Origin of the sequence: Paenibacillus sp. FSL R5-0527 (assembly GCF_038008055.1) — a bacterium.
In the GTDB taxonomy this organism is placed as follows: domain Bacteria; phylum Bacillota; class Bacilli; order Paenibacillales; family Paenibacillaceae; genus Fontibacillus; species Fontibacillus macerans.
Genome location: NZ_JBBOYI010000001.1, coordinates 6,769,271 through 6,795,122, shown reverse-complemented (window position 1 = coordinate 6,795,122; position 25,852 = coordinate 6,769,271). Strand labels below are relative to the sequence as shown.

Annotated in this window: 17 protein-coding genes; 9 read left to right on the top strand and 8 right to left on the bottom strand. The window is 57.6% G+C overall.

Annotation, left to right across the window (positions count from 1 at the left end):
- Positions 1–282: 282 nt before the first annotated feature.
- Complete coding sequence (locus NYE69_RS30590) at positions 283–840, top strand: dihydrofolate reductase family protein (RefSeq protein ID WP_340929808.1); 558 nt, start codon at positions 283–285, stop codon at positions 838–840.
- Positions 841–912: 72 nt separating this feature from the next.
- On the opposite strand, the gene NYE69_RS30585 is transcribed toward NYE69_RS30590, so the two are convergent.
- The 3 genes from NYE69_RS30585 to NYE69_RS30575 form a co-directional block, all read right to left on the bottom strand.
- Positions 913–1,827, bottom strand: a complete 915-nt coding sequence (locus NYE69_RS30585; protein ID WP_340929806.1) for a DMT family transporter — start codon at positions 1,825–1,827, stop codon at positions 913–915.
- Positions 1,824–2,684, bottom strand: coding sequence for an AraC family ligand binding domain-containing protein (locus NYE69_RS30580; RefSeq protein ID WP_051985258.1), 861 nt, complete (start codon positions 2,682–2,684; stop codon positions 1,824–1,826). Before NYE69_RS30580 ends, NYE69_RS30585 begins: the two co-directional genes overlap by 4 nt.
- Positions 2,685–2,848: 164 nt before the next feature.
- On the bottom strand, positions 2,849–4,954 hold the full coding sequence (locus NYE69_RS30575; protein WP_340929804.1) for a GxGYxYP domain-containing protein: 2,106 nt from the start codon (positions 4,952–4,954) through the stop codon (positions 2,849–2,851).
- A gap of 263 nt (positions 4,955–5,217) precedes the next feature.
- On the opposite strand from NYE69_RS30575, the gene NYE69_RS30570 reads away from it, so the two are divergent.
- The 7 genes from NYE69_RS30570 to NYE69_RS30540 all read left to right on the top strand — a co-directional run bounded on the left by NYE69_RS30570 (position 5,218) and on the right by NYE69_RS30540 (position 18,334).
- Positions 5,218–6,591 (top strand): GntR family transcriptional regulator, encoded by a 1,374-nt coding sequence (locus NYE69_RS30570; RefSeq protein WP_340929802.1) that lies wholly within the window; start codon positions 5,218–5,220, stop codon positions 6,589–6,591.
- A gap of 201 nt (positions 6,592–6,792) precedes the next feature.
- Positions 6,793–7,794 carry a carbohydrate ABC transporter permease gene (locus NYE69_RS30565; RefSeq protein WP_340929800.1) on the top strand — a complete coding sequence of 334 codons (1,002 nt, stop codon included), beginning with the start codon at positions 6,793–6,795 and terminating at the stop codon, positions 7,792–7,794.
- Positions 7,766–8,689 carry a carbohydrate ABC transporter permease gene (locus NYE69_RS30560; RefSeq protein ID WP_124333222.1) on the top strand — a complete coding sequence of 308 codons (924 nt, stop codon included), beginning with the start codon at positions 7,766–7,768 and terminating at the stop codon, positions 8,687–8,689. Before NYE69_RS30565 ends, NYE69_RS30560 begins: the two co-directional genes overlap by 29 nt.
- A gap of 71 nt (positions 8,690–8,760) precedes the next feature.
- Positions 8,761–10,233 carry an extracellular solute-binding protein gene (locus tag NYE69_RS30555; RefSeq protein WP_155621477.1) on the top strand — a complete coding sequence of 491 codons (1,473 nt, stop codon included), beginning with the start codon at positions 8,761–8,763 and terminating at the stop codon, positions 10,231–10,233.
- A gap of 87 nt (positions 10,234–10,320) precedes the next feature.
- Complete coding sequence (locus NYE69_RS30550; RefSeq protein ID WP_340929797.1) at positions 10,321–13,635, top strand: alpha-mannosidase; 3,315 nt, start codon at positions 10,321–10,323, stop codon at positions 13,633–13,635.
- 35 nt (positions 13,636–13,670) lie between these two features.
- On the top strand, positions 13,671–16,199 hold the full coding sequence (locus NYE69_RS30545; protein ID WP_340929795.1) for a hypothetical protein: 2,529 nt from the start codon (positions 13,671–13,673) through the stop codon (positions 16,197–16,199).
- 62 nt (positions 16,200–16,261) lie between these two features.
- Entirely contained in the window at positions 16,262–18,334 is a 2,073-nt protein-coding gene (locus tag NYE69_RS30540; RefSeq protein ID WP_328272199.1) for a glutaminase family protein, read from the top strand.
- A gap of 701 nt (positions 18,335–19,035) precedes the next feature.
- Here NYE69_RS30540 and NYE69_RS30535 read toward each other — a convergent pair.
- Genes NYE69_RS30535 through NYE69_RS30520 form a run of 4 tightly spaced genes read right to left on the bottom strand, consistent with a single transcriptional unit; the run spans position 19,036 to position 23,843 of the window.
- Complete coding sequence (locus tag NYE69_RS30535; protein WP_340929793.1) at positions 19,036–19,698, bottom strand: metallophosphoesterase; 663 nt, start codon at positions 19,696–19,698, stop codon at positions 19,036–19,038.
- Positions 19,695–21,011 (bottom strand): ABC transporter ATP-binding protein, encoded by a 1,317-nt coding sequence (locus NYE69_RS30530; RefSeq protein WP_340929792.1) that lies wholly within the window; start codon positions 21,009–21,011, stop codon positions 19,695–19,697. The genes NYE69_RS30535 and NYE69_RS30530 overlap by 4 nt, the downstream gene beginning before the upstream one ends.
- A complete protein-coding gene (locus NYE69_RS30525; protein WP_340929789.1) occupies positions 21,008–22,690 on the bottom strand; it encodes an ABC transporter permease in 1,683 nt (560 codons plus the stop codon). The genes NYE69_RS30530 and NYE69_RS30525 overlap by 4 nt, the downstream gene beginning before the upstream one ends.
- Before the next feature lie 7 nt (positions 22,691–22,697).
- The gene (locus tag NYE69_RS30520) at positions 22,698–23,843 is read right to left on the bottom strand and encodes an extracellular solute-binding protein (protein WP_340929786.1); all 1,146 of its coding nucleotides are present in this window, start codon (positions 23,841–23,843) and stop codon (positions 22,698–22,700) included.
- Positions 23,844–24,044: 201 nt separating this feature from the next.
- On the opposite strand from NYE69_RS30520, the gene NYE69_RS30515 reads away from it, so the two are divergent.
- Positions 24,045–24,938 (top strand): LysR substrate-binding domain-containing protein, encoded by an 894-nt coding sequence (locus NYE69_RS30515; RefSeq protein WP_328272557.1) that lies wholly within the window; start codon positions 24,045–24,047, stop codon positions 24,936–24,938.
- Between the two features lie 59 nt (positions 24,939–24,997).
- Here the strand turns inward: NYE69_RS30515 and NYE69_RS30510 are convergent, their stop codons facing one another.
- A complete protein-coding gene (locus NYE69_RS30510; protein WP_328272556.1) occupies positions 24,998–25,834 on the bottom strand; it encodes a YitT family protein in 837 nt (278 codons plus the stop codon).
- Positions 25,835–25,852 lie beyond the last annotated feature (18 nt).

Genomic DNA, 25,852 nt, shown 5'->3' with positions numbered 1-25,852 from the left:
CTTTAAGATTAGAAGTTGACAGACACTGAAAATTACTGTAAGTTGCGGCGGACGAGCTTGATGAGCTGATTTCCTGCTATTTGTCGGTTCTTAACGGGTTGATGGTTTTAAATATCCAGGAAGCCGGAGGTTACCGCATTCCACAGGTCGGCATGTTACTGCGGCTCATCGTTCCGCACCAATGAACGCCCCAAGTCAGCAATCTGTGAGAAACGCTCGAACGAGAGAGATGATATAGTATTTCGCAGATATTACTTTAAGTTGGGGAGTTGATCGCAACAGATGGGGAAGATCATTTTAACTATGCAGCTGTCGCTGGATAGCGTGGTATCGGATGAACACCTGTGGATGATGCTGAGCGAAGAGATTTTAGAGGATTACTTGGATTATTACAATACGGTAGACACAATCATGGTGGGGAAAAATAGTTACGCCTCACTGGCCGAGTATTGGCAGCAGGCGGAAAATTCGTCCAATGATCTGGAACGGGCGATAGCGCGGCGGATGAACGAAATTCCCAAAGTGGTCATCTCTCATTCCGAAGTGGATTTAGTATGGAGAAACTCGGAGCAGATCCTGGTCACAGACGAGGAAACGCTCGCCCGGGAACTGGAAGCGCTCAAAAACCGCGTAAATCAAATCTCCGTCGAGAGCGGGGCAAAGACATGGCAAACCTTCATCCAAAATGAACTATATGACGAGCTGTGGCTGCTCGTTCATCCGGTGATCGCTTCTCAAGGCGATAAACTGTTTGCTCTGGCCGATAAACAGCAATCCCTCCGGTTAATCGACAACAAAACGTACCAAAACGGTGTAATCGGATTGCATTATCAAAAATAATAGCAAGTTTGATTGAAACTTCACAGGCTTATCGCTAAAAAGATAAGCCTGTGTTATTTTTGGCATGCCTGATTAAGTCCGGTTGCATTCATTCAGTTTGGGCGCCGGTTTCCGCTCTGAAATATAGGAGCCGGCCAAGGTCAGCAAAGTTCCGATGATCGTGGCCCAGGTGATTTCTTCGTGTAAAAAAAGCGCTGAAGCTGCCACGGTGATCACGGGAACGATATAAATGTATACGCTCGTTTTCACCGCCCCAAGAATGCCGACCGCCAAGTTCCAGGTAACGAAGCACAAAGCGGACGCCCCCAGGCCCAAGAATAACAGGTTGGCAAGTACCGACAGATCCAGAAAACGCTGCATCCCAAACTTGAATTCGAGCGGTCTCAGCAAGGGCAGCATAAAGAGCAGGCCATAGAAAAAAACTTTACGCGTGGCGCCGATTGTGGGGTGCTTCAATTCGCTGATTTTCCGCATGATGACGGAATACACCGCCCAGACCGCCGAAGCGAGCAGAGCCAAAAGGTCGCCGATCGGATGTACCTGCAGCAGGAAACGGCCGTTGAACATGATGAATGCGATCCCCGTCAGGGCAATGCCGAAACCCGCTATAAATGGCCCGGTTAAGGGTTCGTCTTTTAACAAAAAGTGAGCCAATACCGCCGTAAAAAAAGGCACGATCGATACGATGACGCCGACATTGGCGGCCAGCGTATAGGTCAATGCGACGTTTTCCAGAAGGAAATATAATGTTACGCCGCAAAGTCCAGCCGCAACGAACAGCAGTTCCTCGCTCCAAGACTTGCTTTTGACGGGATACGGGTAGAGCAGGAGGAGAAAGACGAATCCAAGGGTAAAGCGGAAAAAAAGAATCTCTATGGGAAGAAAGTCGGTCAGCAAGATTTTAGTGGAGACAAAGGTGGTCCCCCAAATGATGATCGTTGCTGCCGACAGGAGATGTCCGAACGTCATCTTACGCTGACGCCTCATACCGGAACATCCTTTGCCTGCTGCGGTGCGGTTTCGTTGTCGAAGATACGCATATACTGCTTGGGCGTCAAACCGATCAGCCGTTTAAAGAATTTAGTGAAATGGCTCTGGTCGCTAAAACCGCATTTCAAGGCAGCTTCCATCGGAGATACTCCCCGCTCCAACAACCGTTTTGCCTGGTTGATGCGAATCGTCTCCAGGTAGCTGTATGGGGAAATCCCTTTTTGTTTGGTAAAAGATCGCAGCAAATGGTATTTGCTTAGTCCGGTCAGTTCACTGAGCCGATTTAGCGTGATGTTTTCAGGGAAGTGAGACTCCATATATTCGCATACCGTTCTGATTTCGGCACTCGGTTCATTGGCGGACAAACGGGGCGTGGCGTCCGAGTTATCCCGAAGCAGTTGCTCGATCAGAAGCAGGAGCATTTCTTCTTTATGAAAACCCGTCTCCCCTTCCATTAACAGTTGGTGCAAATCGTGCAGGTATCCGGCAAGTTCGCTGCGATAAAGAACCGTTTGGGAAAAGCGGGGCAAGTAGGCCGTTCCCGTAATTTCCTGCACATACTGGCGCATGACTTCCGGATCAATATTAATGCAACGGTAGTCCAGCGATCTTCCGTCAACCTGTTCGCAGGCGTGGGGTTCGCGAAGGTTAAAAATAACGACATCCCCGCTATTGATAATATACTCCTTCCGATTGCACGAGAGCAGACGTTTGCCCTGTTCTATAAAGCCGATAACGTAATAATCGTGAAAATGGTTAGGAAATTTCTGCATTATTCCCACAAAGCGGTAAGCTTCCACGTTTAAATCAGGATCGAAAACAACCGTCCTGATTTCGCGCACATTGCGTGTCAACTACGTTGCACCTTCTCTCTTTACGAATGATGCTGTCATTATAATACATGAATTGAAACGATTCTTGTATGATATTGCTGCAACAGCCCCGCTAAGAAAAGCCCTTTCTTCATCCCATACGAGCAGGAAGAGAAAGGGCCTTGCTATCTCCATGTTGGTTTATGTTATTCGCTTGCTTCCATTTGCAAGCTTTCGCTTTCCAACGGCCGTGGCTTGGCGGGCAGGTCGTACGCTTCGCGGATCAGCGAGAAGTAATGATCGCCGCGGACGATTTCATATTCCGGCCCCAGCGCTTCGCTCATCCGGACGACGTCCGACGGCGTCATACTCCAGGCGAGCAGGCCGAGGGAGACGAACAGCGGGGATTCGCCATCCCAGCCGGCCTTGGCCTCCCCCAGGATGCGCAGGCCGTCCTGGACCGTGCTGATGCCCTGGATCGTCGACACCGGTAGCGAATCGTTTAAGATCTCGACGCCGTGGCGATCTTCCCAGCTCAGGAACAGGCCGGGCGCTTTGTAATAGCGCTCGTAGGCGCGGGCGTAGGATTCGCCTAATGGGACGTTTTCGCCGTCAATCCGGTTCAGCACGTAAGAAAGGCCCATGCCGGTTTTTTGGAGATACTCGTAGGACCGCTTCAAATAATCGGCGAAGCTCGATTCCGGCCAGGCTTCCGGATAAAAGTAGCCTGCGCCGGAAGGCCCGGCGATAATCAGGTCGTTCTCCGTCGCCGTCTTCCGGTAATAATTCAACATCGCCGGAGCCGCATCATACAGCAGCGGGCTCGAGGTCCAGTTGATCGGCACCTTGCCGCGGGCCGGGTCGTCCCATAGATTCCGCATCCGGTGCTGGTTGTACTGGAAGTTGTCGCCCTCGCTGAACGTATAAGTAATATAGATTTTGTTCTCCAGCTTGGGCGTCCGGGGAGCTTTCGCTTTGACCGGCTGGACTTTGGTGCCGGAAAAAACGGTCAGATTACTAAACCAGTCGGCGGCCAGCACATATACCCCGTAATTGGACGTCACTTCCACCGAGCTGAATTCGCCGGCAACGTCGTTGCTGAACCAGCCAAGGTAAGGCGTGCCCGGCTCGACCTCGGACAGAATTCGCTCAAACAGCGCTCTCTGCTGCGGATCGTTCACTTCGAGCCAGAACACCATCGCCTTATTGGCAACGGCATAGTCGCGCAGGTAGCCGTAAGGCTCCTTCTGCTCGGAGGACGGCGGATCAACGTTCCCGGCGGATACCTTGTATTGGTTCCACATGACAACGGAGGCGGTCAGCTCGCGCGTGCCTTCCGGAGGATTAAACCGGTAGACGAAATAACGCCCGTTGTCGGCAAAACGGTGCCCGCCGTCTCCGGCGGAAACCTGCGAGTCCTGCCGGTCGTACAGGAACGGCTCTTCCTCCGGTGTGCCCGGAATGAACTGCGCGATCATCTCCCCGTCCGCCTTAACGACAACCTCGTGAACGGCAGGACCCCAGCCGTCCTGGGGAAAGGCGTCGTCGAAACGCAGATAAACCGATTCATCCCCCAAAAATCCGGATAAATCAAAATCGTACGTTCCTTTGTTGCTGGCGTCGCGGATCTGCTCGGTCTCCTCCGCGATCACTTCAAACGATTCGGGCAGCCCCGGCGGGATGCTGATCGACGTGTTTGGGCTGAGCCCGATCAGCATGCGGTGCGTCGTTTTGCTCCATAAGTTTTCGTACTGCCACGTATACGCGTCCATGCGGTCCTTGAATTTGCCGCGAAGATCGTCGGCCACCTTCAAGTTATAAGGGGCCGCCTTAAGCAGCTCCGCCAGCTCGGGGCTGGCGACGACGGCGTCCTTTATTCCGGCCAAAGTTGTGGCGACGTTAATCGAGTCGGGCACCTTCGGGTCGTAGATGATCATGCCTTTGACTTCATTTTTGTATTTCCGAACAAGATTCCAATAATCGTCGTGCAGCGTGTAGGGTACCTGGAGATCGTTCAGCCAGGTCAGCTTGCCTTCTTCCTGGTTCTCCAGCAGGTAAATCCGCGGCTCCGTGCGGTTAACGACTCCTTGCAAGGTGGCCAGCAGCAGCCGGATATCGCCGGGAATTTGGTACACGTCAGCGACATCAAGCCGCTTTACCTTCGCAAAGGTTGGAAGCGCTTGCGATTTGGGCCAGCTGATGGTGTTCTTTTGCGGCTGCGCTGAGGATTGTGCATTGGCTGAGGTGGTGCCTAGGGTTAAGGACAACGTGCATAACAATACGAAACATGTCATCGTCAGCTTTCGAATCAAGCTCGTTCACCTCGGATCCTCATAATGTGGAGCCATCGTTGGCGGCCGGACGCTCCTTCCCTCCTTCTTCGGCTTTTTGCACGACAACACCTGAATAATATGTTAAATATATCTAATTATCCTTGTCAAGCAGCCAAACAACATAAATGCAATAAATGATACTTTCGAACGTCTTGATTAGACTTATGGAATTAGACATTGACTAAATGACATAAATGATATAAGTTTGGGAGTAGGAGAGATTAAAGATAGGAGAACCAACGATGCAAAATGAACGGATACCGTTATATATGCAAATCCAGCGGCATTTTAAAGATTTGATACAGCGGGGACAATTAAAGGAAAACGACAAAATCCCCTCCGAAAAAGAGCTGATGGAGCAGTTTGACGTCAGCCGGATCACCGTCGCCAACGCCCTGACGCAGCTGGCCAAGGACGGTTGGATTTACCGTATCCCGGGCAGAGGGAGCTTTGTCGGCGAAAATATCAACGAGCTGCTGGGCGGCTCCCATGTCCGTGAACCGGGTTCGGGTTCGGGGGCGCAGAACGGCCTGGGCAATGCGGGGAGCATAGACGAAGCGGTCAGTGCGGTCAGTGCGGGCGGGGAGAGCAGTGCGTCTAGCGCGTCCGATGCGTCCGGTGCGTCCAGTGCGGCCGGTACAAGCGAAGCGGTAAGTGTGGGCGGGGCTGTTGGTGGGGGCACGGCAACCGCCGGAGCGCCGGCGGACAAAATGCCGCCCGCCAAAGATATTCCGCCGCCCGGGGCTGGAGGAAGAAAGACGATCGGCCTCGTTATGCCGCTTCTCGTCGATTATTTTGGCATCCGCTTGATCCAGGGCATCAACAACGTCATCGAAAACAGCGGGTACAGCTTACAGATCGTGCTGACATACAACTCGATCGACCGCGAAAAAGAGGCGATTCAAGATCTGCTCCGCAAAGGGGCGGCGGGGCTGATCATTTTCCCGTGCGACGCGGAAACGTACAACGAGGAAATCCTGGCGCTAAAGCTCAGCGGTTTCCCGTTCGTGCTGCTCGACCGCTATTTGCCGGGGATCGCCACGAACGTGGCCCGCAGCGACGGCCTGATCGGCGGGCGGCTTGCCGTCGATTATTTGTGGGGCCTCGGGCACCGCGATATCGCCATCTGCTCCGATTCACCGCTGCCGACGATCACGGTCGAGGACCGGATCAACGGCTACATGGAGGCTTTGAAGCAAAAAGAGGCGATGATTAATCCGGCGCTCATCCTGACCGATTTCAACGTCGACTACAGCGGGATCGACAAAACGCATCCCCTGTACCGGTTTATCAAAAACCGGATCGCCACGGCCTACATTACGCTGAACGGACGGCTGGGGCTGCATATTCATTCGATTTGCAAAGAGCTGGGCCTTAAAATTCCGGAGGATGTATCGGTTCTTACCTTTGACGATCCTTCGCCGGGCCTGCATGAGTGGGGCTATTTTTCGCATATTTCCCAATCCGAAGTCGAAATGGGGGAGGCGGCCGCCAACATTTTGCTGCAAATTTTCGAAAATCCCGACAAAAAGGAACCGGGTTATGCCAAGGTTATTTTGCAGCCGAAATTGATCGAAAGCCGGTCCACCGGCCCGCTGATCCGCGAGAAGCGATAATCCAAACGGCCTGCGAACAATCCGGGCGTCTGCATGAACCATTATGGCAGGCGTCTTTTTTGTGCGGAAAATAGCGATAAATGATATATCTAATATCTTGACATAAATGACATGGTAAAATATATTTAATGATACAAATGACTAGTCAAATGTAAGCGCTTAAGTTGGGGCGGAATTCGGGTAAGGAGGTCAGAAGCAGGTATGGAAAAAACGGCAGAACGGGAGGGGAGTTCTTCTTTCCGGAGGGGGAGTCGGCGGGTATACGGCAGGCATAAGGACGCTTGGATCGCTGCGGTCATCCTAGTGCCGATGTTTTTGTTTTGGCTGATCGTCTCCGGTTTTCCGACGTTGTTCGGCTTTGGGCTCGGTTTTTTTGAATGGGTCGGTCTGGCGTCCTCGCCGAAATTCATCGGGTTCGATAATTTTATCAGCTTTTTCAACAACCCGGTGTATACCGAAGCTTTGTGGCGGTCGGTGTGGCTGGGCGGACTGGTCACGGTTATTACGCTGGCGGCGGGCTTTGGGGCCGCGCTGCTGATGAATATGCCGCTCATGGGCAAAGGCTTTTACCGCTCGATTTGGTATATCCCCGCCGTAACCGCGACCGTGGCGACGACGCAGGTGTTCAATATTTTTTTGGATTCGAACAACGGGGTCATCAACAATTTGCTGAAAGCGCTGGGCAAGGAACCGGTCGTTTGGCAGTATTCCGTATCCTGGGGCATTTTCTGGATCGTCGTTTATTCCGTCTGGAAAGGCGTCGGAGGAGCGGCGCTCATCTGGCTCGCCGGACTGCAGTCGGTCGACGTTTCGCTGTACGAGGCGGCGGAGATCGACGGGGCCGGACGGTGGGGAAAGCTGCGCTACGTCACGCTCCCCGGCTTGAAGCCGATCGCAACCTATATCGTGATCACCAACCTGATCGCGGCGATTCAGATCTACGAACAGGTGCTGTTCATTACGAACGGGGGGCCATATGGGCAAACCGAAGTGCTCGTCTTCCGCATTTACCGCGACGGATTCTGGGACTTCAATTTGGGCATGGCCGGCGCCTCGTCTTTGATTATGGCGGTCATCGTGATCGTCATCACCGTGCTGTATTACAACTGGTCGACCCGTACGGACAAACGGACGGCAATTCCGATCAAACCGGTTAAAAAGGGGGCGGGCAGCCATGCCGGAAACGTTAAGCGCGAAGTTTAAAAAGCAATGGAGTCCCGTATACCTGCTGGGCCATATCCTGCTGCTCGGCATCGGCCTGATTTTGCTCTATCCGCTGATTTTCATGGTGCTCGCCGGATTTTTTACGAAAACGGAGTTTACCTCTACCGTGCTGGGGATTTTCCCGCTTCCGAAAGCGCCGACGCTGGAAAATTTCAAGGCCCTGATCGTCGGATCGACCGACGCCGCCGTCACCACCTATTTGAAAAACTCAATCATCCGCACGGCCTACAACACGTTTTGGGCGATTCTGACTTCTTTTTTGGCCGGTTATGTATTTGCGCGGCTCCGGTTTAAAGGAAGGGATACGCTGTTTCTAATCCTGCTGGCGACGCAGATGATCCCGGGCACGCTGGCGATCATTCCGACGTACCTGGAATTTGCCCGCTTTCCGTTTGCCGGGGGCAACCATATTTTCACCGGAGGAACCGGCATTTTGGACTCGTGGTGGATTTATTTGATCGGCGGGCCCGCCATCAACATTATGGGCACGTTTTTGGTCAAGCAATCGCTCGAAAAAATTCCGCTGGAAATCGATGAAGCGGCGATCGTCGACGGCGCCGGGACGGTCCGCCTGATTTTTCAAATTCTATTCCCGCTGCAGCTTCCGATTATGGCTTTTATCGCCATTACGACGGCGCTCGGTACGTGGAACGATTTCATTACACCGTTTTTCTATACGACCAGCGATCATTTGCAAACGCTTCCGGCGGCGATTACGAGATTGTCCTCCGTCGGGGCCAGTCCGGGCGCGGTAATCAACTACCCGATGATCATCACGCTGAGCCTTGGCATTACGCTGCCCGCGCTGCTGATTTTTGCCTTCTTCCAGAAGTACATCGTCCAAGGGTTGGCCAACACGGGGATCAAAGGGTAGGTACATGCGGCCTGTCTGCTTTTTGGAGTGAACGTCGCTACACATGATTTCTTATAAATGGAGGGGTACGAATGCGGCTTAAAAAGATGAGCGCCATCGCGCTTACGCTTATGTTATCCATCGGTTTGGCAGCTTGTTCGTCAGGGGGGAGCGGGACGGCCGGAGGCAACGCGGGGACGGGCGAACCCGGCGCGGCGCAGTCGGAAGGCGGTGGCGCAAACACGCCGGAAACGGCGGGCGGCACGACGATCACTGTACTCAATGAAGGTGCGGTCGGTATCGGCGTTGGGGTGCTGAACGATTTGCTGGAGAAAAAGAAGCAGTCCCTCATTAAGGATGAAACGCAAAATCCGCGCATTGCGGAGGAGGACTTCTCGTATACTCCCGGCCAACCTTTGAAAAAAGCCGGCGTATTCCCGTATTATTACCAATCGATCATCATCGATAAGCTCAAGAGCAAGAACATTACCGTCAAAACGGAGGATTGGGGCTGGGGCGAGCCGCTGATCCAGAAGCAAACGGCCGGGTTTCTGGCGAAAAACATGCCCGACATCATCGTCGGCGAAACGCAAATGCCGGGCTTTGCCCAGCAGGGCCTGCTGGAGCCGTTCCCGGAGGAGATGGCCAAGGAAATTCGCGAAAAAACCGCCCCGGCGGCTTGGAAGCCGATGGAATACGACGGGCAAATTTACGGCTTCGCTTCCCAGCCGGGCGTCAGCAGCTTGTTTTGGAACAAGAAGCTGGTGCAGGAGGCTGGCCTCGATCCGAACCAAGCGCCGGCGACCTGGGAGGAGTTCGCCGCCAATGTGCAGAAGGTGACGGAAGCCGGGGGCGGCAAGTTTTACGGGGGCGGGGTGTACGCCGGGCCGAACGCGGGCGGATATTTGCGGTACGGCACGCTGCTTGTCATTAACGGCGGCGGTTTTGCCGACGATCAGGGCCAGCCGGTGTTCAACTCGGACGCCAACGTAGAAACGGTGCAGTTCCTGAAGCGGCTGAATGCGGGCCATCCGGCGGGGCTGATGGTCAATACGAACGAGGGCACCTATTTCGACGCCTTCAAAAAAGGGCAAATCGCTTACCTGATCGACGGCCCCTGGCGCGCGATCGAAAGCGCGCAGATCGGCATCGACTACGGGATGGCGCAAATTCCGCTGTCACCGGACGGCCAGCCCGGCAACATTACGATCGGCGCGGCGTTCCACGCCGTACCGAAGGACGCGAAAAACAAGGAGGCGGCGTTCGAATACATCCGCGCGATGTACAGCGGGGAAATTCAACAGCTGATCGCCGATACCGGAGTCCGCTCGCCGGTGCTGAAATCGATCGCCGAATCGGAAGGCTACAAGTCCGCCCATCCGGAGATGTACCAGCATTATCTGGCCATGTCCGGCAACGTGCAGGGGCTGCCGACGTTTGCGAAGGAAGATTCGAAGGTGTGGCAAATGTTCGGCGACGCGGTCACTAAATCGCTGATGACAAACGGGGACATCAGGTCGATTTTGGATGAAGCGCAGAAAAAAGCGGAGGCGGTTACGAAGTAAAACGGCGGTTAGGCGGATAGTTGGATAGGAGGACTGCAAGAGGCCAGTCCTCTTCTTTTGTAAATTTAAAGGAGAGAGTGATGCAGCATGCCGTATGAAACAAATCAGATCATGACGCAAAAGGCCAAACAGCGGCTTACCAAGCTGGAGAGCTACATATATCGTCCTGTGGAAACCTTGGCCGTGACGGCTTGGGTCACGCGGGAGCCGGTCCCTTACGCGGAGCGGAAAAGCGGAAAGCAGACGGAGCTCAAGGCCGGCGGCAAATGGGGAGAGCTGTGGGATTGCGCCTGGTTCCATTTTCGCGGGGAGGTTCCGGAGGCGCTTGCCGGCAGTAAGGTGGTGCTGCTGATCGACATTAGCGGAGAGCTATGCTTGGTGGATAAGGAGGGAGTTCCTTATCAGGGATTAACGAACGCCAGTTCCGGGTTCGACTACAGCTTGGGGCGTCCCGGCAAGCGGGTGGTGGACGTCAGTCCGGCGGCTAAAGGCGGGGAAACGATCGATTTGTGGGGGGACGGCGGCAACAACGACCTGTTCGGAGAGTTTCGGAGCGGTACCTTGCAGGAAGCTTGCATCGCCGTCTGCAACGAGGAAGCCCGGAGTTTGTATTACGACCTGGAGGTGTTGATCGAGCTGGCCGAGCAATTGCCGGAAACGAGCGCGAGAAAAGCGCGGGTGCTTCAAGCCGTATACGAAGCGGCGAACCTGCTGGCCGAAATCAACGACGAGACGGTGCGCCTGGCGAAGGAGCGGGTATCCGGCGAATTGGCGATGCGGGGCGGCGATCCCGTATTGACGGTCAGCGCGATCGGGCACGCGCATATCGATCTGGCCTGGCTGTGGCCGATCCGGGAAACGATCCGCAAAGGCGCGCGGACGTTTTCGACGGCGCTGCGCAATCTGGAAAAATACCCGGACTATGTGTTTGGCGCCAGCCAGCCCCAGCTCTACCAGTGGATGAAGGAGCATTATCCGCAGCTGTACGAGCGGGTGAAGGAGCGCGTGCGGGAAGGCCGCTGGGAGGCCCAGGGAGCGATGTGGGTCGAGCCGGACACGAATATTTCCGGGGGTGAGGCGCTGGTGCGGCAAATCCTGTACGGAAAACGGTTTTTCCGGGAGGAGTTCGGCCGGGAGATGAAGGTGCTGTGGCTGCCTGACGTGTTCGGCTATACGGGAAGCCTGCCGCAGCTATTGAAGAAATCCGGCGTCGATTACATGATGACGCAAAAATTGTCCTGGAGCACTTACAACACGCATCCGCATCACAGCTTTATGTGGGAGGGAATTGACGGGACGAAGGTGCTGACGCATCTTCCGCCGGAGGATACGTACAACAGCCCGGCCGCGCCGCGGTCGCTGGCGAAAATCGAGCGGAGCTACCTCGACCGGAACGTATCCGGGCACGCGCTGATGCTGTTCGGGATCGGCGACGGGGGCGGCGGCCCGGGCGAGGAGCATCTGGAGCGGCTGGCGCGGGAGAAGAACCTGCTCGGCCTGCCGCCGGTCGTTCAGGAGCCCGCGCTCGCGTTCTTCCGCCGCCTGGAGCAGGAGGCTGCGCGTTTCCACACCTACCGCGGCGAATTGTACCTGGAAAAACATCAGGGGACGCTGACGACGCAGGCCCGGAACAAATGGTACAACCGCAAGCTGGAGAAAGCGCTGCGCGAGCTGGAGTTTGCGGCTTCGCTGCTGTGGGCGCTGGGCGGAGGGGCGTATCCGGCGGGACGGCTGGAGGCGATTTGGAAGGAAGTACTGCTGTACCAGTTCCATGATATTTTGCCGGGGTCTTCGATCACGAGAGTTTACGACGAGTCTTTGGCGCGTTATGAGGCGCTGTTTGGCGAGGTTCGGCCGATGATCGAGGAAATGTACGGCAGGGTTGCCGTTTTGGCCGGGTTGGCGAATGAGCCGGTGTTGTTTAATTCGCTGCCGTGGGAGCGGCGGGAATGGGTGGAATACGGCGGCCGATGGCATTTTGTGAGCGTGCCGGGGATGGGCTGGCGGCCTTTGCGGGAGGCGAGTTCGGAAATGCTTGAGGTTCGCCCGGAACCGGGGGCGGGGGGTGAAGTGCTCGTAGCCGAGGAGCGGCGGCTGGAAAACGGGGGGCTGGCGATTCGCTTCCATGAGGACGGCAGCATCGCTTCGGTGTACGATAAGGCGGCCGCGCGGGAGGTGCTTCGAGACGGCGCCAGGGCCAATGTGTTTACGGTGTACCACGACGACGGCGATGCCTGGGATTTCCCGCGCGATTACCGCGAGACGGTCGCGGGAGCGATGAAGCTTGTGAAGGTGTCTCCTTTCGTGCAAGGGCCGAAGGCGGTCGTCAAGCAGGAATACCGGTTCGGAGACTCCGTGCTGACGCAAAAAATCAGCCTGTTTCAAGGCGGCGGCACGCTGCAGTTTGAAACGGAGGCCGATTGGCGGGAGTCGGCGAAAATGCTGCGGGTGGCTTTTCCGGTGAACGTCGTCAGCGAGCAGGCGAACTGCGAGATTCAATTCGGCGTCATCAAGCGGCCGACGAGCCGAAACAACCGGATCGAGTTCGCGCGGGACGAAATTTGCGCCCACCATTACATCGATCTGTCGCAGCCCGATTACGGCGTGGCGCTGCTGAACGACAGCAAATACGGGCACAGTGTGGACGGAAACGTGATCGATTTGAACCTGCTGCGCAGCCCGGGATATCCGGACCCGGCGGCCGACCGGGCGCAACACAAGTTTACGTATGCCTTGTACCCGCATGCGGGCGATCTCATCGAGGCCGGAGTCTACCGCAAAGGCTACGAACTGAACGTTCCGCTGACGGTGGTGGGGCCGGGGACGGTGGTGGACGGGGAGAATGCTGGGGAGAGCGGTGTCCGGACCGGCGGTGGAAATGCCGGCAACACCGGTGGCGGGACCGTCGGCAAGCACGCCGATAAGACCGTCAGCGAGCACGACGGCAAGATCGTTGGCGGGCACGACGGCAAGATCATTGGCGGGCACGACGGCAAGATCATTGGCGAGCACGACGGCAAGATCATTGGCGAGCACGACGACAAGATCGTTGGCGAGCATGACGGCAAGATCGTTGGCGGGCACGACGGCAAGATCGTCGGCGCGCATGGTGACAAGATCAATGGCGAACTGGTCCGGCTGCGGCAATTTGTGCAAATCGATCACCCGAACGTGATGGTGGAAGCCGTCAAAAAAGCGGAAGACAGCGACCATTTGATCGTCCGCTTGTACGAGACGGCCGGAGCCGGAGCGCGGGCCGGGCTGGCGTTTGGGTTCGAGTGCTCCGCCATTGAAGAGGCCGACTTGCTGGAAAATCCGCTCCGCTTGCTGGCGGAGGGGGAAAGTCGTATTAACCTGCAATTTACTCCTTTTGAAATCAAAACGATCCGCGTCCGTTTATAACGGGCGTTAAAAGAGAAGCGAAGGAGGAGCGGTGAATGCAGAGTCAGGGACGGGAAGAACCGCGGACGCAAAGGCGTGAGGAGGAGAGGTTTGCGAACACTCAAGGGCGCAAGGAGGAGTTTCTGGAGAATACCCGAGGGCGTGAGGAAGAACAGCAGGCGCACACTCCAGGCCGCGAGGAGGAGCGCACTGGCTTTCAGGAAGGAGGCGCGTACGGCCCTTCCTACGATCTCCAGACGGACTTTGTCATGGTCTACGGGATCGATGAATCGACGCCGCGGCGGATTCGCGAATGGACGGACCGGGGCTACCGGGTGCATTTGATGACCGGCGTGTCGTGGGGCGGCTATCAGGATTATTTGAACGGCAAAGTCGACGGGCGGTCCCATTGGGATGAAGCGCAAAAATACGAGGACGGCGAAACGATCATCCACGGCACTTCGGCCGACATCCCTTACATGGTGCCGACGATCGCCTACGCCGATTTCCTGGCCGGCCGAATTCGCCCGGCCGTCGATGCCGGGGTGGACGCAATCCATCTGGAGGAACCGGAATTTTGGGTCGAAGGCGGCTACTCCGAAGCGTTTAAGCGGGAGTGGCAAAACTTTTACAACGAGCCGTGGATCGCTCCGCATGCATCGGAGGACGCGCAGTACCGCGCCTCCAAGCTGAAGGCGTATTTGTACGCCCGCTGTCTGGACCGGATCTGCTCGGCGCTCAAGGAATATTCGCTCGTTCGCTGCAACCGGCCGCTGCGGTTTTTCGTGCCGACGCACAGCCTGATCAACTATGCGCAGTGGCGCATCGTCAGCCCGGAATCGAAGCTGCTGGATCTGCCCTCGATCAACGGCTATATCGCCCAGATCTGGACGGGAACCTCCCGCACGGCCAACGTGTACGAGGGAAAGCGGGCGGAACGCACGTTTGAGACGGCGTTTCTGGAATACGGTATCATGCAGGAGCTTGTTCGGGGAACGGACCGCCGCATGTGGTTTTTGCACGATCCGATTGAGGACGATCCGAAGCGGACCTGGGCCGATTACCGCGAAAATTACATCAAAACGCTGACCGCGTCGCTGCTTCATCCGGAGGTGTCGCGCTATGAGGCGGCTCCTTGGCCGAGGCGCGTTTTCGAGGGGCGTTATCCTTCCGAAGACGGCAGCGGGAAAGAGGGGATTCCGCGCGACTATGCCACGGTGCTGCTCACGGCGATGCATACGCTGCGCGACATGGAGCAGGCCGATGTAGAGGTGGACGGACCCGGCGTCTTGGCCGGCGTTTTCCTGGCGGATTCAGCCATGTATCAGCGCAAGCGCATCGGCGTGAAAACGGCCGGATTCCTGATGAAATACGACGGGACCAACGAAGTGGAGCTGACCGATGAGGACGCGGTGGAGCTGCTCTACTTCTCCGCTTTTTACGGCCTGACGCTGCCGCTGGTCAAGCACGGACTGCCGGTTAGGCCGGTGCAGCTTGACAACGTCCGGCGGTTTCCGGGGTATCTGGACGGGTATCGGCTGCTGGTGCTAAGCTACGAGTTTATGAAGCCGGAGTATCCGGATTTGCACAGCGCGCTGGCGCAGTGGGTCCGGGAAGGCGGGGCGCTCATCTATGTCGGCGACGACAGCGATCCGTACCATCGGGTGCGGGAATGGTGGAACCGCGGCAAGCGGAAATATGCTTCCCCGCGCGAGCATCTGTTCGAATGCCTCGGCCTGTCCGCCGATGCGCCGGAAGGGCTGACGCCGGTTGGGGACGGCTGCGTTTCCTATTTGCGCGTGCGTCCGGAGCGGTTTGCGGAAAGCGCCGAAGGGGCGGAACGGCTGCGGCGTGCCGTGAGGGAGGCGCTCGCGGCTCTGGATGGCGGCGAGTCCAGGGTTCGCTGGGAATCCGCGAATTATTTTAAAATCCGCCGGGGTCCGTACGTGATCGCATCCGTAATGACTGAATCCGTGAGCGATTCGCCGCTGGAGCTGAAAGGGCGGTTTGTGGATTTGCTGGATGCGGGGCTGCGCATCGCGGATCGAGTTATCGTACCACCGGGGAAACAGGCGCTGCTATACGATTTGGACTATGCGGGGGCGCTGATCAGTGAAAGGGGGGTGTCGATCGGTGAATTGAGGTTGCCGATCAGCGAAACGAGGTTGCCCATCAGCGGAACGAGGTTGCCGATCGGCAAAGCGAGAGTGCCGGACGGCGGGGAGGGAGCGACGGCTAACGAACCGGTAAACCCGGCTGACGGAGCGCGCGCGCCAAGCAGCGAAGCAGGAACACCGCGTTGCGGAGTGATCGCCGCTTCCTCGCGGATTGAAGATTACACCGAAGACGGCCGGACGATTTCGTTTACGGTCCGGGGGCCGCGGCCGCTGCAAGCGGTGGCCCGCGTTCGCTGCAAAGCGAAACCTGCGGCGGTGACCATGCAGGCGGGGGGCGGCGGAGATCAAGCGCCGGCGCAAGCCGGCATCCGGCTTCCCTTCGATTGGGATGCGGCGTCCCAAACGCTCCTGGTGCGTTATGAGCACGGCGAAGAGAAAACACGCATTATAATCCATAAAAGTGAGTGATCAAAAGCGGCCTTTTTGAACTACCTCTAAAAAACGGATTCCATGCAGGGAGGCAGATGACTATGAATAACGTTTTACGCCCGCCGGCCGTTCCATTGGTGACGATCGATCCTTACTTCAGCGTATGGTCGATGGCGGACCGTCTCACCGATGATTTTACGCGGCACTGGACCGGCAAACGAAACGCGCTTACCGGAATCATCCGGATCGACGGCGTCCCCTGGCGCTTCGCCGGGCTGCTTGAGCCAAACGCGGAAAACTACTACACAGAGCCGGAGGCGATCCCGCAAACCGGGCTTGAAGTGACTCCGCTCTCCAGCATTTATCGTTTTGAGGCGGCGGGAGTCCGGCTTGAGGTGAAATTTACGAGCCCGCTGCTTTTGGATGATCTTGAGCTGCTGTCGCGGCCCGCTTCCTACGTGCATTTCCGCGTATGTTCCGTGGACGGCCGGCCGCATTCCGTGCGGATCTATTTTGACGCGACCGGGGAATGGAGCGTAAACACCAGCGATCAAAGCATCGTGTGGCGGCAGGAAAAAACGGACGGCTTGACGCTGCTGCAGGCCGGCCATGCCGAGCAGAACTGCCTGAACGCTTCAGGAGACGACCGGCGGATCGATTGGGGCTACTTTTATTTGGCGGCGAGAGAAGGAGCCGATATCCGCACCTTTATGGACACCGCCGCGGCCCGCAAGGCATTTGCGAGAACCGGGGAAGCGGAGCTGGAGCCCGGCGGCATCGGAAAGAACCTGTCGCGAATGCCCCAGCCGCAGCCGGTGAGGGACTGTCAGTTCGTCATGGCCTGCGTGTGGGACTGCGGGGAAGTAGCCGAAGCGGAGAAGACGAATTTGATCGTGCTCGCTTACGACGATGTTTACGCGATCGAATATTTCGGCCAGAAGCTGGAGGCTTATTGGAAAAAAGGCGGCCAAACCGCTCCGGCGATGCTGGCGGAGGCGTACCGGGAGTATGCCGAAATCATGGAACGCTGCGGCTCATTCGACCGGCAGCTTCGGGCGGACGCGGCTGCCGCCGGCGGTGATAAATACGCCGACATTCTGGCTTTGTCCTACCGCCAGGCCATCGCCGCGCACAAACTGGTCACAGGCCCGGAAGGCGAGTTGCTGTTCATGTCCAAGGAATGCTTCAGCAACGGCTGCATCGCGACGGTGGACGTAAGTTATCCTTCGATCCCGCTGTTTTTGCTGTACCGGCCTGAGCTGGTGCGGGGAATGATGCGGCCGATTTTCCGCTATGCGGCAAGTGAAGCTTGGCCGTTTGATTTCGCGCCGCATGACGTCGGACAGTACCCGCTGGCGAACGGCCAGGTGTACGGGGGAAACGCCCTGGACGGACAAATGCCGGTCGAGGAATGCGGCAACATGCTCATCATGGCCGCCGCGGTCAGCTTGGCCGACCGGAACATGGAGTTCGTGCGGGAGCATCGGGAGCTGTTGAAAGGGTGGGCGGACTATTTGCTGGAACATGGGCTGGACCCGGAAAACCAGCTTTGCACGGATGATTTTGCCGGCCACTTGGCCCGCAACGCCAATCTTTCGGCGAAGGCGGTCATGGGGGTGGCCGGCTATTCGCTGCTGCTCGGTCTGCTTGACCAGCCGGAAGAAGCGGAGCGCTACAAGGCCGCGGCCAAAGAGATGGCCGTACGCTGGGCGGAACTGGCCGAGGAGCGGAGCGGCGGAAAAAATGGAGACAGCGGGGCTCACTGCCATACTGTGCTGGCGTTTGGCCAAGAGGGCACGTGGAGCCTGAAATACAATTTGATCTGGGACTTTTTGTTTGGCACCCGCTTATTTGACGAGGAGATCGTCCGGCGGGAAGCGGCCTGGTATGTGTCGCATGGGGACCGGTACGGCGTGCCGCTGGATAGCCGCGAGCATTACACGAAGGCCGATTGGCTCGTTTGGGCCGCTTCGCTGGCGGAGAACCGGGACGATTTCCTCCGGTTGATCGAGCCGCTTTGGGATTTCCTGAACGAAACGCGCGACCGCGTGCCTTTTTCGGATTGGTATGACACCCGGACGGCCCGGCAGATGAACTTTCAGCACCGCAGTGTGGTCGGCGGGATGTTTATCAAGCTGCTGCAGGAGAAAGGCTTAGGTTCGGCGGGAAAATAAACGGCATAACGAAGCCGATCTGCGTGCGGGTGCAGGTCGGCTTTGGTGTTTTACAAGCGGCCGGGCGGACAGATTGGAAATATCCAATAGAATCGGAGTTTTAGTGGTACATACAGTTGTTAGATTGGATATTTCCAATAGATTGGGCCTAAGCGGCCACTAGCGTTGCATTAACTTTCAATCTAGACAACTTGCAGCCCTGATACATGCCAGATTTCCTGGCATTCAGATTTCCTGGGATTCAGATTTCCTGGGATCCGGATTTTCTGGGGAAATGATCATGTTTTCAAGCCGATAATGCGCTCGCTGGAAATCTAACGGTTGTAGCAGCGGCTAATTTGCGAAAAAAGCCTTTTTCAAAACTCTAACGGTTGTGATCGCCGTTATTTGCCTGAATCTAAGCAAACTAAGCCGGATTTCAGTGAAATAAGCGCTACGGCAACCGTTACAATTTGAAATCAACGTTTTTGGAACAAATAACGCTTGTGGCAACCGTTAGAATATTGGTGCAGCTAGAAAATGTATCTTGTCAGATTTAATGCAATGCTAGTGCTAAGCGGCGGCCAAAACGGGGGATGGCAGCGAATTCTATTTGGATATCTTCCAAAATGAGAGCTCAGATGAGAGCTCAGAATGGCGCGCGCTTCCCGCCGATCGGTTGGAATTTTTCCAATGAGCCTTGAATGGTGGCGTACCTCCCCCTAATGGTACGCCGGCAGGGATACCGCCTCGATCCGGAGATCGCCGTACAGGCTGGTCTGCGCGGTTGAGCAGGAATAGGCCGTGCCGCCGGTGAGGTCGAGCAGGGTCAGCCGCTCGCCGTGTTTGGCCCCGGTGTCGATGCCGAGGCGTCCGGCGGCCTGCCAGATCGCGCCGGGTTTGGCGCCCAGTTTGTAGGTCGGCGTGTGGCCGAATACGACGGTGTATCCGCAGTCCGGCGCGGCGTTCCAAAAGTCTTCGCGAATCCCGGTAAGGTCTTCGGGGGATTGGCGTTCCAGGGAGCGGCCCGGACGGATACCCGCGTGCACGAACAGCCAAGGGCCTACGGTCGTATAAAAAGGCAGCCCGCTTAACCAATCCAGCCGGGCATGCGGGACAAGCGCCCCGGGAATTGGGCCGGCCTGTTTCAACAGGTTCATTTCCAAATTCCCGAGCAGAGCTGTCGCCCCGTCCAAGGCGAGCTGCTGGATCTGCTCCAGCGTTCCCCAGGTATCCGGGTCCGCGTTAATGTAATCGCCCAGCAGAATCAGGCGATCCCGCCGGGCATCGTAAGCGGAAGCGGCCAGCAGCAGCTTCAGTCCTTCCCCGTGGCCGTGAATGTCGGAGATCGCCAGCAAGCGCGATCGATGGGTGAGTGGGTTCATTTTGCCGTAACCTTTCGTTCTTCGTTTTGACGCGCAGCATAAATATACGCGTTTGCCTTGGGCAGCATGACGGTGTGCCGGGTGTTCACCGGAAGCGGCGACGCGCTTAGCACGTACAGCTTGTGCCCTGTGTCCGTTTCGGCCATGACCCGCCAGCGCGTCCCTTCGAAGGTGCAGTGAACCACGTTTACGGGCAGAAGGTTTTCTCCTTCCCGGCCCTCCGCGGCAACGCTGCCTTCGATCAGCCGCAATTGCTCCGGCCGGAACAGCAGCTCGGCTGCGGCGCCGTCCGGCAGACCGGAGCACTCCGGCCCCGCGGCGCCTTCGATACGGGTTGCACCTTCCGGGCGGGGAACGTCATTCCCGCTCCCCGCGCCGCCGATGCGGATCGCGTACCCGCCGCCGCGGCTTCGCTCCAGCCGCCCGGGCAGGCGGTTGATGGCGCCGAGCAGGGAGGCGACCCACGGGCTGGCCGGGCGGGTAAAGCACTCCTGCGGCGTTCCGATCTGGTCGATGGCGCCGCCGCGCAAAATGAGCAGCCTGTCGGCCATCGAAAAAGCCTCCTCCGGGTCGTGCGTGACGTGGAAGACGCTCATGCCCAGCTTGCGGAACAGATAGGCCATCTCCGCGCGCATTTCGATGCGCAGGCGCATATCGAGATTGGACAAAGGCTCGTCCAGCAAAATCAGCTTGGGGCGGGTGGCCAAGGCGCGGGCGATAGCGACCCGCTGCTGTTGTCCCCCCGACAGCTGTGGAGGCAAGCGGCGCTCCAGGCCCCCCAGATGCAGCAGTTCCAGCAGCTCGCCGACCCGCGCGGCCTTTTCCTCGCGCCCCAGCTTCCTCAGCCCGTAGGCCACATTGTCGAACACGTTCATATGCGGCCAGAGGGCGTAGTCCTGAAACACCATGTTGACGTTTCGTTTCTCGGGCGGGACCATCCCGCCAGGAGAAGCGATCGTTTCGCCCTTCAGGCGGATTTCCCCGTCATCGGGGCGGGACAATCCGGCGATCAGCTGCAGCAGCGTCGACTTTCCGCACCCGGAGGGGCCCAGCACACTGATAATTTCGCCTTCCTTCATATCGAAAGAGACGCCGCCAAGCGCCTGAAACGAACCGTACCGTTTCGTCAGCCCGCGAATTTCCAGCAACGTGCCGGCCGAGGGAGTTTCGGTCGAAAACGTTCCGTTTGAGGACGTCCCGATTGAGGACGTTCCAGCCGTGGACGTTCTAACCGAGGACATGCCGGCCGAGGACATGCCCGTCGCGGGCATGCCGATTGTGGATGGGCCCGCAGTTGTCTCTCTAGTAGTCATGACTTGACCTCCTTGCGCCGCAGAAGCACTTCCAGCAGCAAAATAATCAGGACGACAACGGTCCCGCCAAAAACGGTGGCCGCCGAGGCGTACCCGAACTTCATGTCTTCAAAAGCTTTGTTGACGGATACCGGAAACGTGATGAAATTCGGCGGGAACAAAATCGAGTTGACCGCCAAATCGAACACGCCGGACCCGAACGCCGCCAGTCCGGCGGACAGCAGCGCACCGTGGATCAGCGGAGCCAGTACGCGGCGGATCCGGCCCAGCCAGGTGTCCCCGTTCAACTGAGCGGCATGCAGCAGGCTGCCCGGCACCTTGGCCATCGCCCCGATCAGCACCCGCGTGATGACCGGGATCGCCCCGGCGATCGCCGCCAGCACGAGAATGGACGGTTTGCCGTAAAGCAGCAGCCCGATATTGTCCAACCAGCGCTGATTCCATACGAAGATGTAACCGATCCCTAGCACGACGCCGGGCACGGCGAGCGTGACGAGCGATAAAACCTCAATGCCGCGTTTGAGGCGGAACTGGGAATAGTTCAGCACGTAAGCCGCCATCAAGCCGATCAGCAGGCCAAGCGCGGCGGCAAGCAGCGCGATCGCAAGCGAACGTTCAAGCCCGACGAGCAGTTCGGAGCCGCTGTGAAACAGGGAGCGGTAGTGTTCCAGAGTCAGGTTCCCGGGCTGCAGACCGCCGGTCTGCGTTTTTAAAAAAGACAGCAGTACATTGGAACCGATCGGAATGCCGATGACAACCAGCAAAAAGGCCAGATTCAACGCGGCGAGCGGCCATTTGAGGCGCCCGGCCGGTTTCGGCACCGCAGGCACGGCGCGGGCCGACAAGAAGTCGAATCTGGAGCGGCGCAGCGCGTAAAACTGCACCAGCATCGCCGCGCCGATCAGCAGCACGAGGTAAAAGGACAACACCCCGGCCATGTCAAAACGGATCGGCGACGTATACAGCGCCGAGTAGATCGAATAAGGCAGCGTCGGGAACCGGTACACGGCCGCGATCGAAGCCGGAAGCCCGAAATCGCCGACCGTGTCCATAAACACGAGCGCCGCTCCGGCGAGGAAGGCAGGAAGCAGCAGCGGGGCCTGAATCGTGCGCCAGACCCGCCACGGGGAGGCGCCGCTGAGCCTCGCCGCCTCCGCCAGCTGCTCCACCTTCCACTCCATCGCCGAGCGCACGCTTAAATAAGCGAGCGGAAATTTGCTGAGCGTCATGACCGCGATCAGGCCGGCCGGCTGAAACACCGCCGGGGTGATCCAGGTCCAGCCCAGCAGCTTCGAGGCCAGGCCGCCGCCCGCCGAAAACATCACCCAGCCCTGGGCCAAAATGAAGGAGGGCATGATCAGCAAAATCCAGACGGCGGCGTCCAGCAGCCGGGCAGTCGGGAACTGCCGGCTGGAGCGGACCATCGCCAGTCCCCCGCCGAGCAGCGTAGCCAGAACGGTCGTTCCGCTGGCGAGAACGACCGAATTTTCCAATGATTTTTGCCATAATGGGCGGCGGAAGATTTCCAGCAGCAGGCTGAGATCCCCCCGTTCCCAGTTGCCGAAAAACACGCCAGGCAGCAGCACCTGGATGAACACGGCCAGCAGGGGATACAGCACGAGCACGAACAGGATCAGGCTGACGGACCACCCGAGACGGTCTTGCGTTTGTCGCAGCATAGGCCGGTTATTTTACCGCTTTATCGGCGAACCATTGTTTGATTTCCGCCTCATGCTCCGCGGCCCAGACGGCGTCGGCGGCAACCAGCTTGGCGTTCGGATCGCGGTCTTCCTTCGGTTTGGCCCCTGCGGCGGACGGCTCGAAATAAGCTTCATCGCCGCGGTCGACCAGTTCTTGCTGCGTTTTCGGATCGAGCAAAAACTCGATGAATGCTTTGGCGGCGTTCAGGTTTTTTGTATCCTTCTGAATCGCGGCCACCCGCACGGATGCCGGTGCGCCTTCTTCCGGCCAGACGATGCCGATCGGCTCGCCGGAGGCCAACATGCTGTAGGCGTTCGATTCCTGCAGGGCGGCGATTTTCACTTCGCCCGCGGTCAGGGCTTGTACGACCTGCGGATTTTTCGGATACACGCGGAGGCCGTTGTTAAACCAGGAGTCAAAAAACGTTTTCCCCCCGTCCATGCCTTCCTGCTCAAAGAAACGGGCGACGAACGGATAGGCCGGAGCGGCGATCGCCGGGTCCGCCGTGGCGATGATGTCCTTATATTCCGGTTTGGCGAAGTCCGCCCATGATTTTGGGGCCTGGTCTTCCGTAAAGCTGTTTTTGTTGTACACGATCACCCCGGCCGCGTGGGCGCCCGTCGGGTAGTAAGCTTGGTTTTCAGGCACGTAGCCGCGGTAGGTTTCCGTCAAGTTGGCGGCGTTGTCGGGCGTCCAGCCCGTAAGCAGCTGCCCCTGCTGGCCGAGCCCGTTGATCGACGGCATCATGTCCGCCCAAACGACGTCCCAATGCGGATTGCCTTTCTCCGCCTCGATGCGCGACATGATTTCCGCCCCGTTCCCGGTGACGAGATTCACCTTGTACCCGGTGCTCTTCTCAAACATTTCGGCGATAATATCGTCAAAATCGTTCAGGTAGACGGTAAGCGTTCCTTCGTCCTTGGCAGGTTCTTCCGTGGAATCGGCGTTGCCGCCGTCTGCGCCTTGCGCGGCTCCCGATCCATTTCCGGCGGCTTCCGCACCGGCGCCACCGGCCGTATTTTGCGCGCCGCCGCTTCCGTTTCCGCCCGCTCCTCCGCAGGCGGTCAATGCCAGCGACAACAGCAGCGTCAACAACAGTAAACCGATTCCCCGATTTCGTTTATTGTTCATCTCCATACTCCCTTCAAGGCGTATATTTCACGTCGGGGCCCTTGACGCACTTGCCCTTCGGCCTCCTCGCTGCTTCAAATTTAACAACCAACAATCAGCAACATGTTAACGCAGCGTACGATTTATGTTAAATAATATTTATATATATTGATATTAGTATAGATTTAATCTATATTTCTGCTCAGAAGGGGGAATCGCGACATGAACATACAACAGTTAAAAGTGCTGCAGGAGATCGGCTCGGGAAAAACGCTGCGGGAGGCGGCGGAAAAGTTAGGGTTAAAGCAGCCGACGGTAAGCTTTCATTTGCGGAAGCTGGAGGAGGAGCTCGGCCTGGAACTGACCCGCAAGTCGGCCCGCAAGTTGCGCCCGAGCGAGGCTGCCGCCGATCTGCTGCCTTATGTGCGGCGCATCGTGGCCCTGACCGCAGAGATGGAGGAGCGCGCCGCCGAACATCGGGAAGGAAGGGGAGGCAAGCTGCGGCTCGGGGCGAGTTATACGCCGGCCACTTATTTCCTGCCTCCTTACTTCGCGGGATTTCAGAAGCTGCACCCGGACGTCAGGCTGCTGCTGTCGGTCAAAAAAGCCGACACCGTGCTGGCGATGCTGCGCAATTACGAAGTCGACGCGGCGATCGTCTCCTTGCCGGATACGGACCCGCAGGACATGATCATCGTCCCGCTTGTCGCCGATGAGCTGCAGTTGGTGCTTGCGCCGGCGCACCCGCTGGCGCAGCAAACCGGGCTTACGGCCCGCGATTTACGGGTGGAGACGTTTTTGCTGCACGAGCCGGGATCGACTTCCCGCCGGTTAACCGAAGCGTGGGCGGCGGGGATCGGGCTGCGGTTCCATGCGGTGATGGAGCTTGGAGCGATCGAAACGATGAAGGAAGCGGTGAAATGCAACATCGGGATCGCCGTGCTGCCCCGGCGGAGCGTGGTGCGGGAAACCGCGTCCGGCGAGCTGATCTGCCGCGATCTGCCGGGGTACAGCAACAGCCGGCGGATATGCCTCGTGTACCGGGAGGAAAAGTCGCTGTCCCCCAGCGTTCGCAGATTTAACGAATACCTCCTGGAGCAGCTTCCGAAACATTGACCGAAAAAAGAAAACCCCTCCTCTGCAAAGAGGAGGGGCTATTGCAGCCGTATAAGGCATCAGAAGCGAAACGTTATTTTACCGTCCGCATCGTGGTCTCTGACGATCGCCCTTAAACGGAAAAGCTCCAGGCGGTTGCACTCGCACTCAAGTATGCCGTTTTCTTCCCCGTTTTCCGCCGGGAAGGTGCGGAAGGCGGCGCGGAGGTTTAAATACCGCTGCAAATCCGCCTGAATTTCCCGGTAATTCCGGCATTGGATCAGCACGGTGTAGGTAAATTTAAAGCCTTGAACCGGTATTTTTACCGCCTCAAAGGCGAGGATATATGCGATCACGGAATAGACCGCCTGATCGAAGCCAAAATGGAAGCCGGCTGCAATCAGGATCGTACAATTGAAGATCAGAATGATCCATTCCGGCGATATGATTCCAAAGCGCATAAACTCTGCGGCCTGTTCCGCGGTATCCAGGGCGCCGCCGAAACGAAGCGCCAGGCCGATGCCCATGCCGAGCGACAGCCCGCCGAGCAGTGCGGCAGGAAGCTGTTCGCCGGTCAGGGACGGGTAAGGGTGCAGTATGATCGTTCCCAGCGAGAAAACGAGCAGGCCCAACACGGTGAAAATTCCGAACGTGAAGTCGATTCTGTTACGTTGAAGCAGCAGAAAAGGGACGTTAAACAAGAAAAGAAACAATCCCAACCTCATTTCCGTTTTGAAAGCGAATAAAGCGGACAATCCGGTCATTCCGCCCACGACAATGCCATGGGGCATCAGGAATAATTCCAGCCCGATGGAAGCGAGCAAGGCTCCGGCGATCACGCCCAAACAGCGTATTGCCGTATGGCTCTGATGCCGCACGATGTTCATGGGGGAGCCGACGCTGCCCTTTTGTTTCAAATGAGCCCCTCCTTTCGA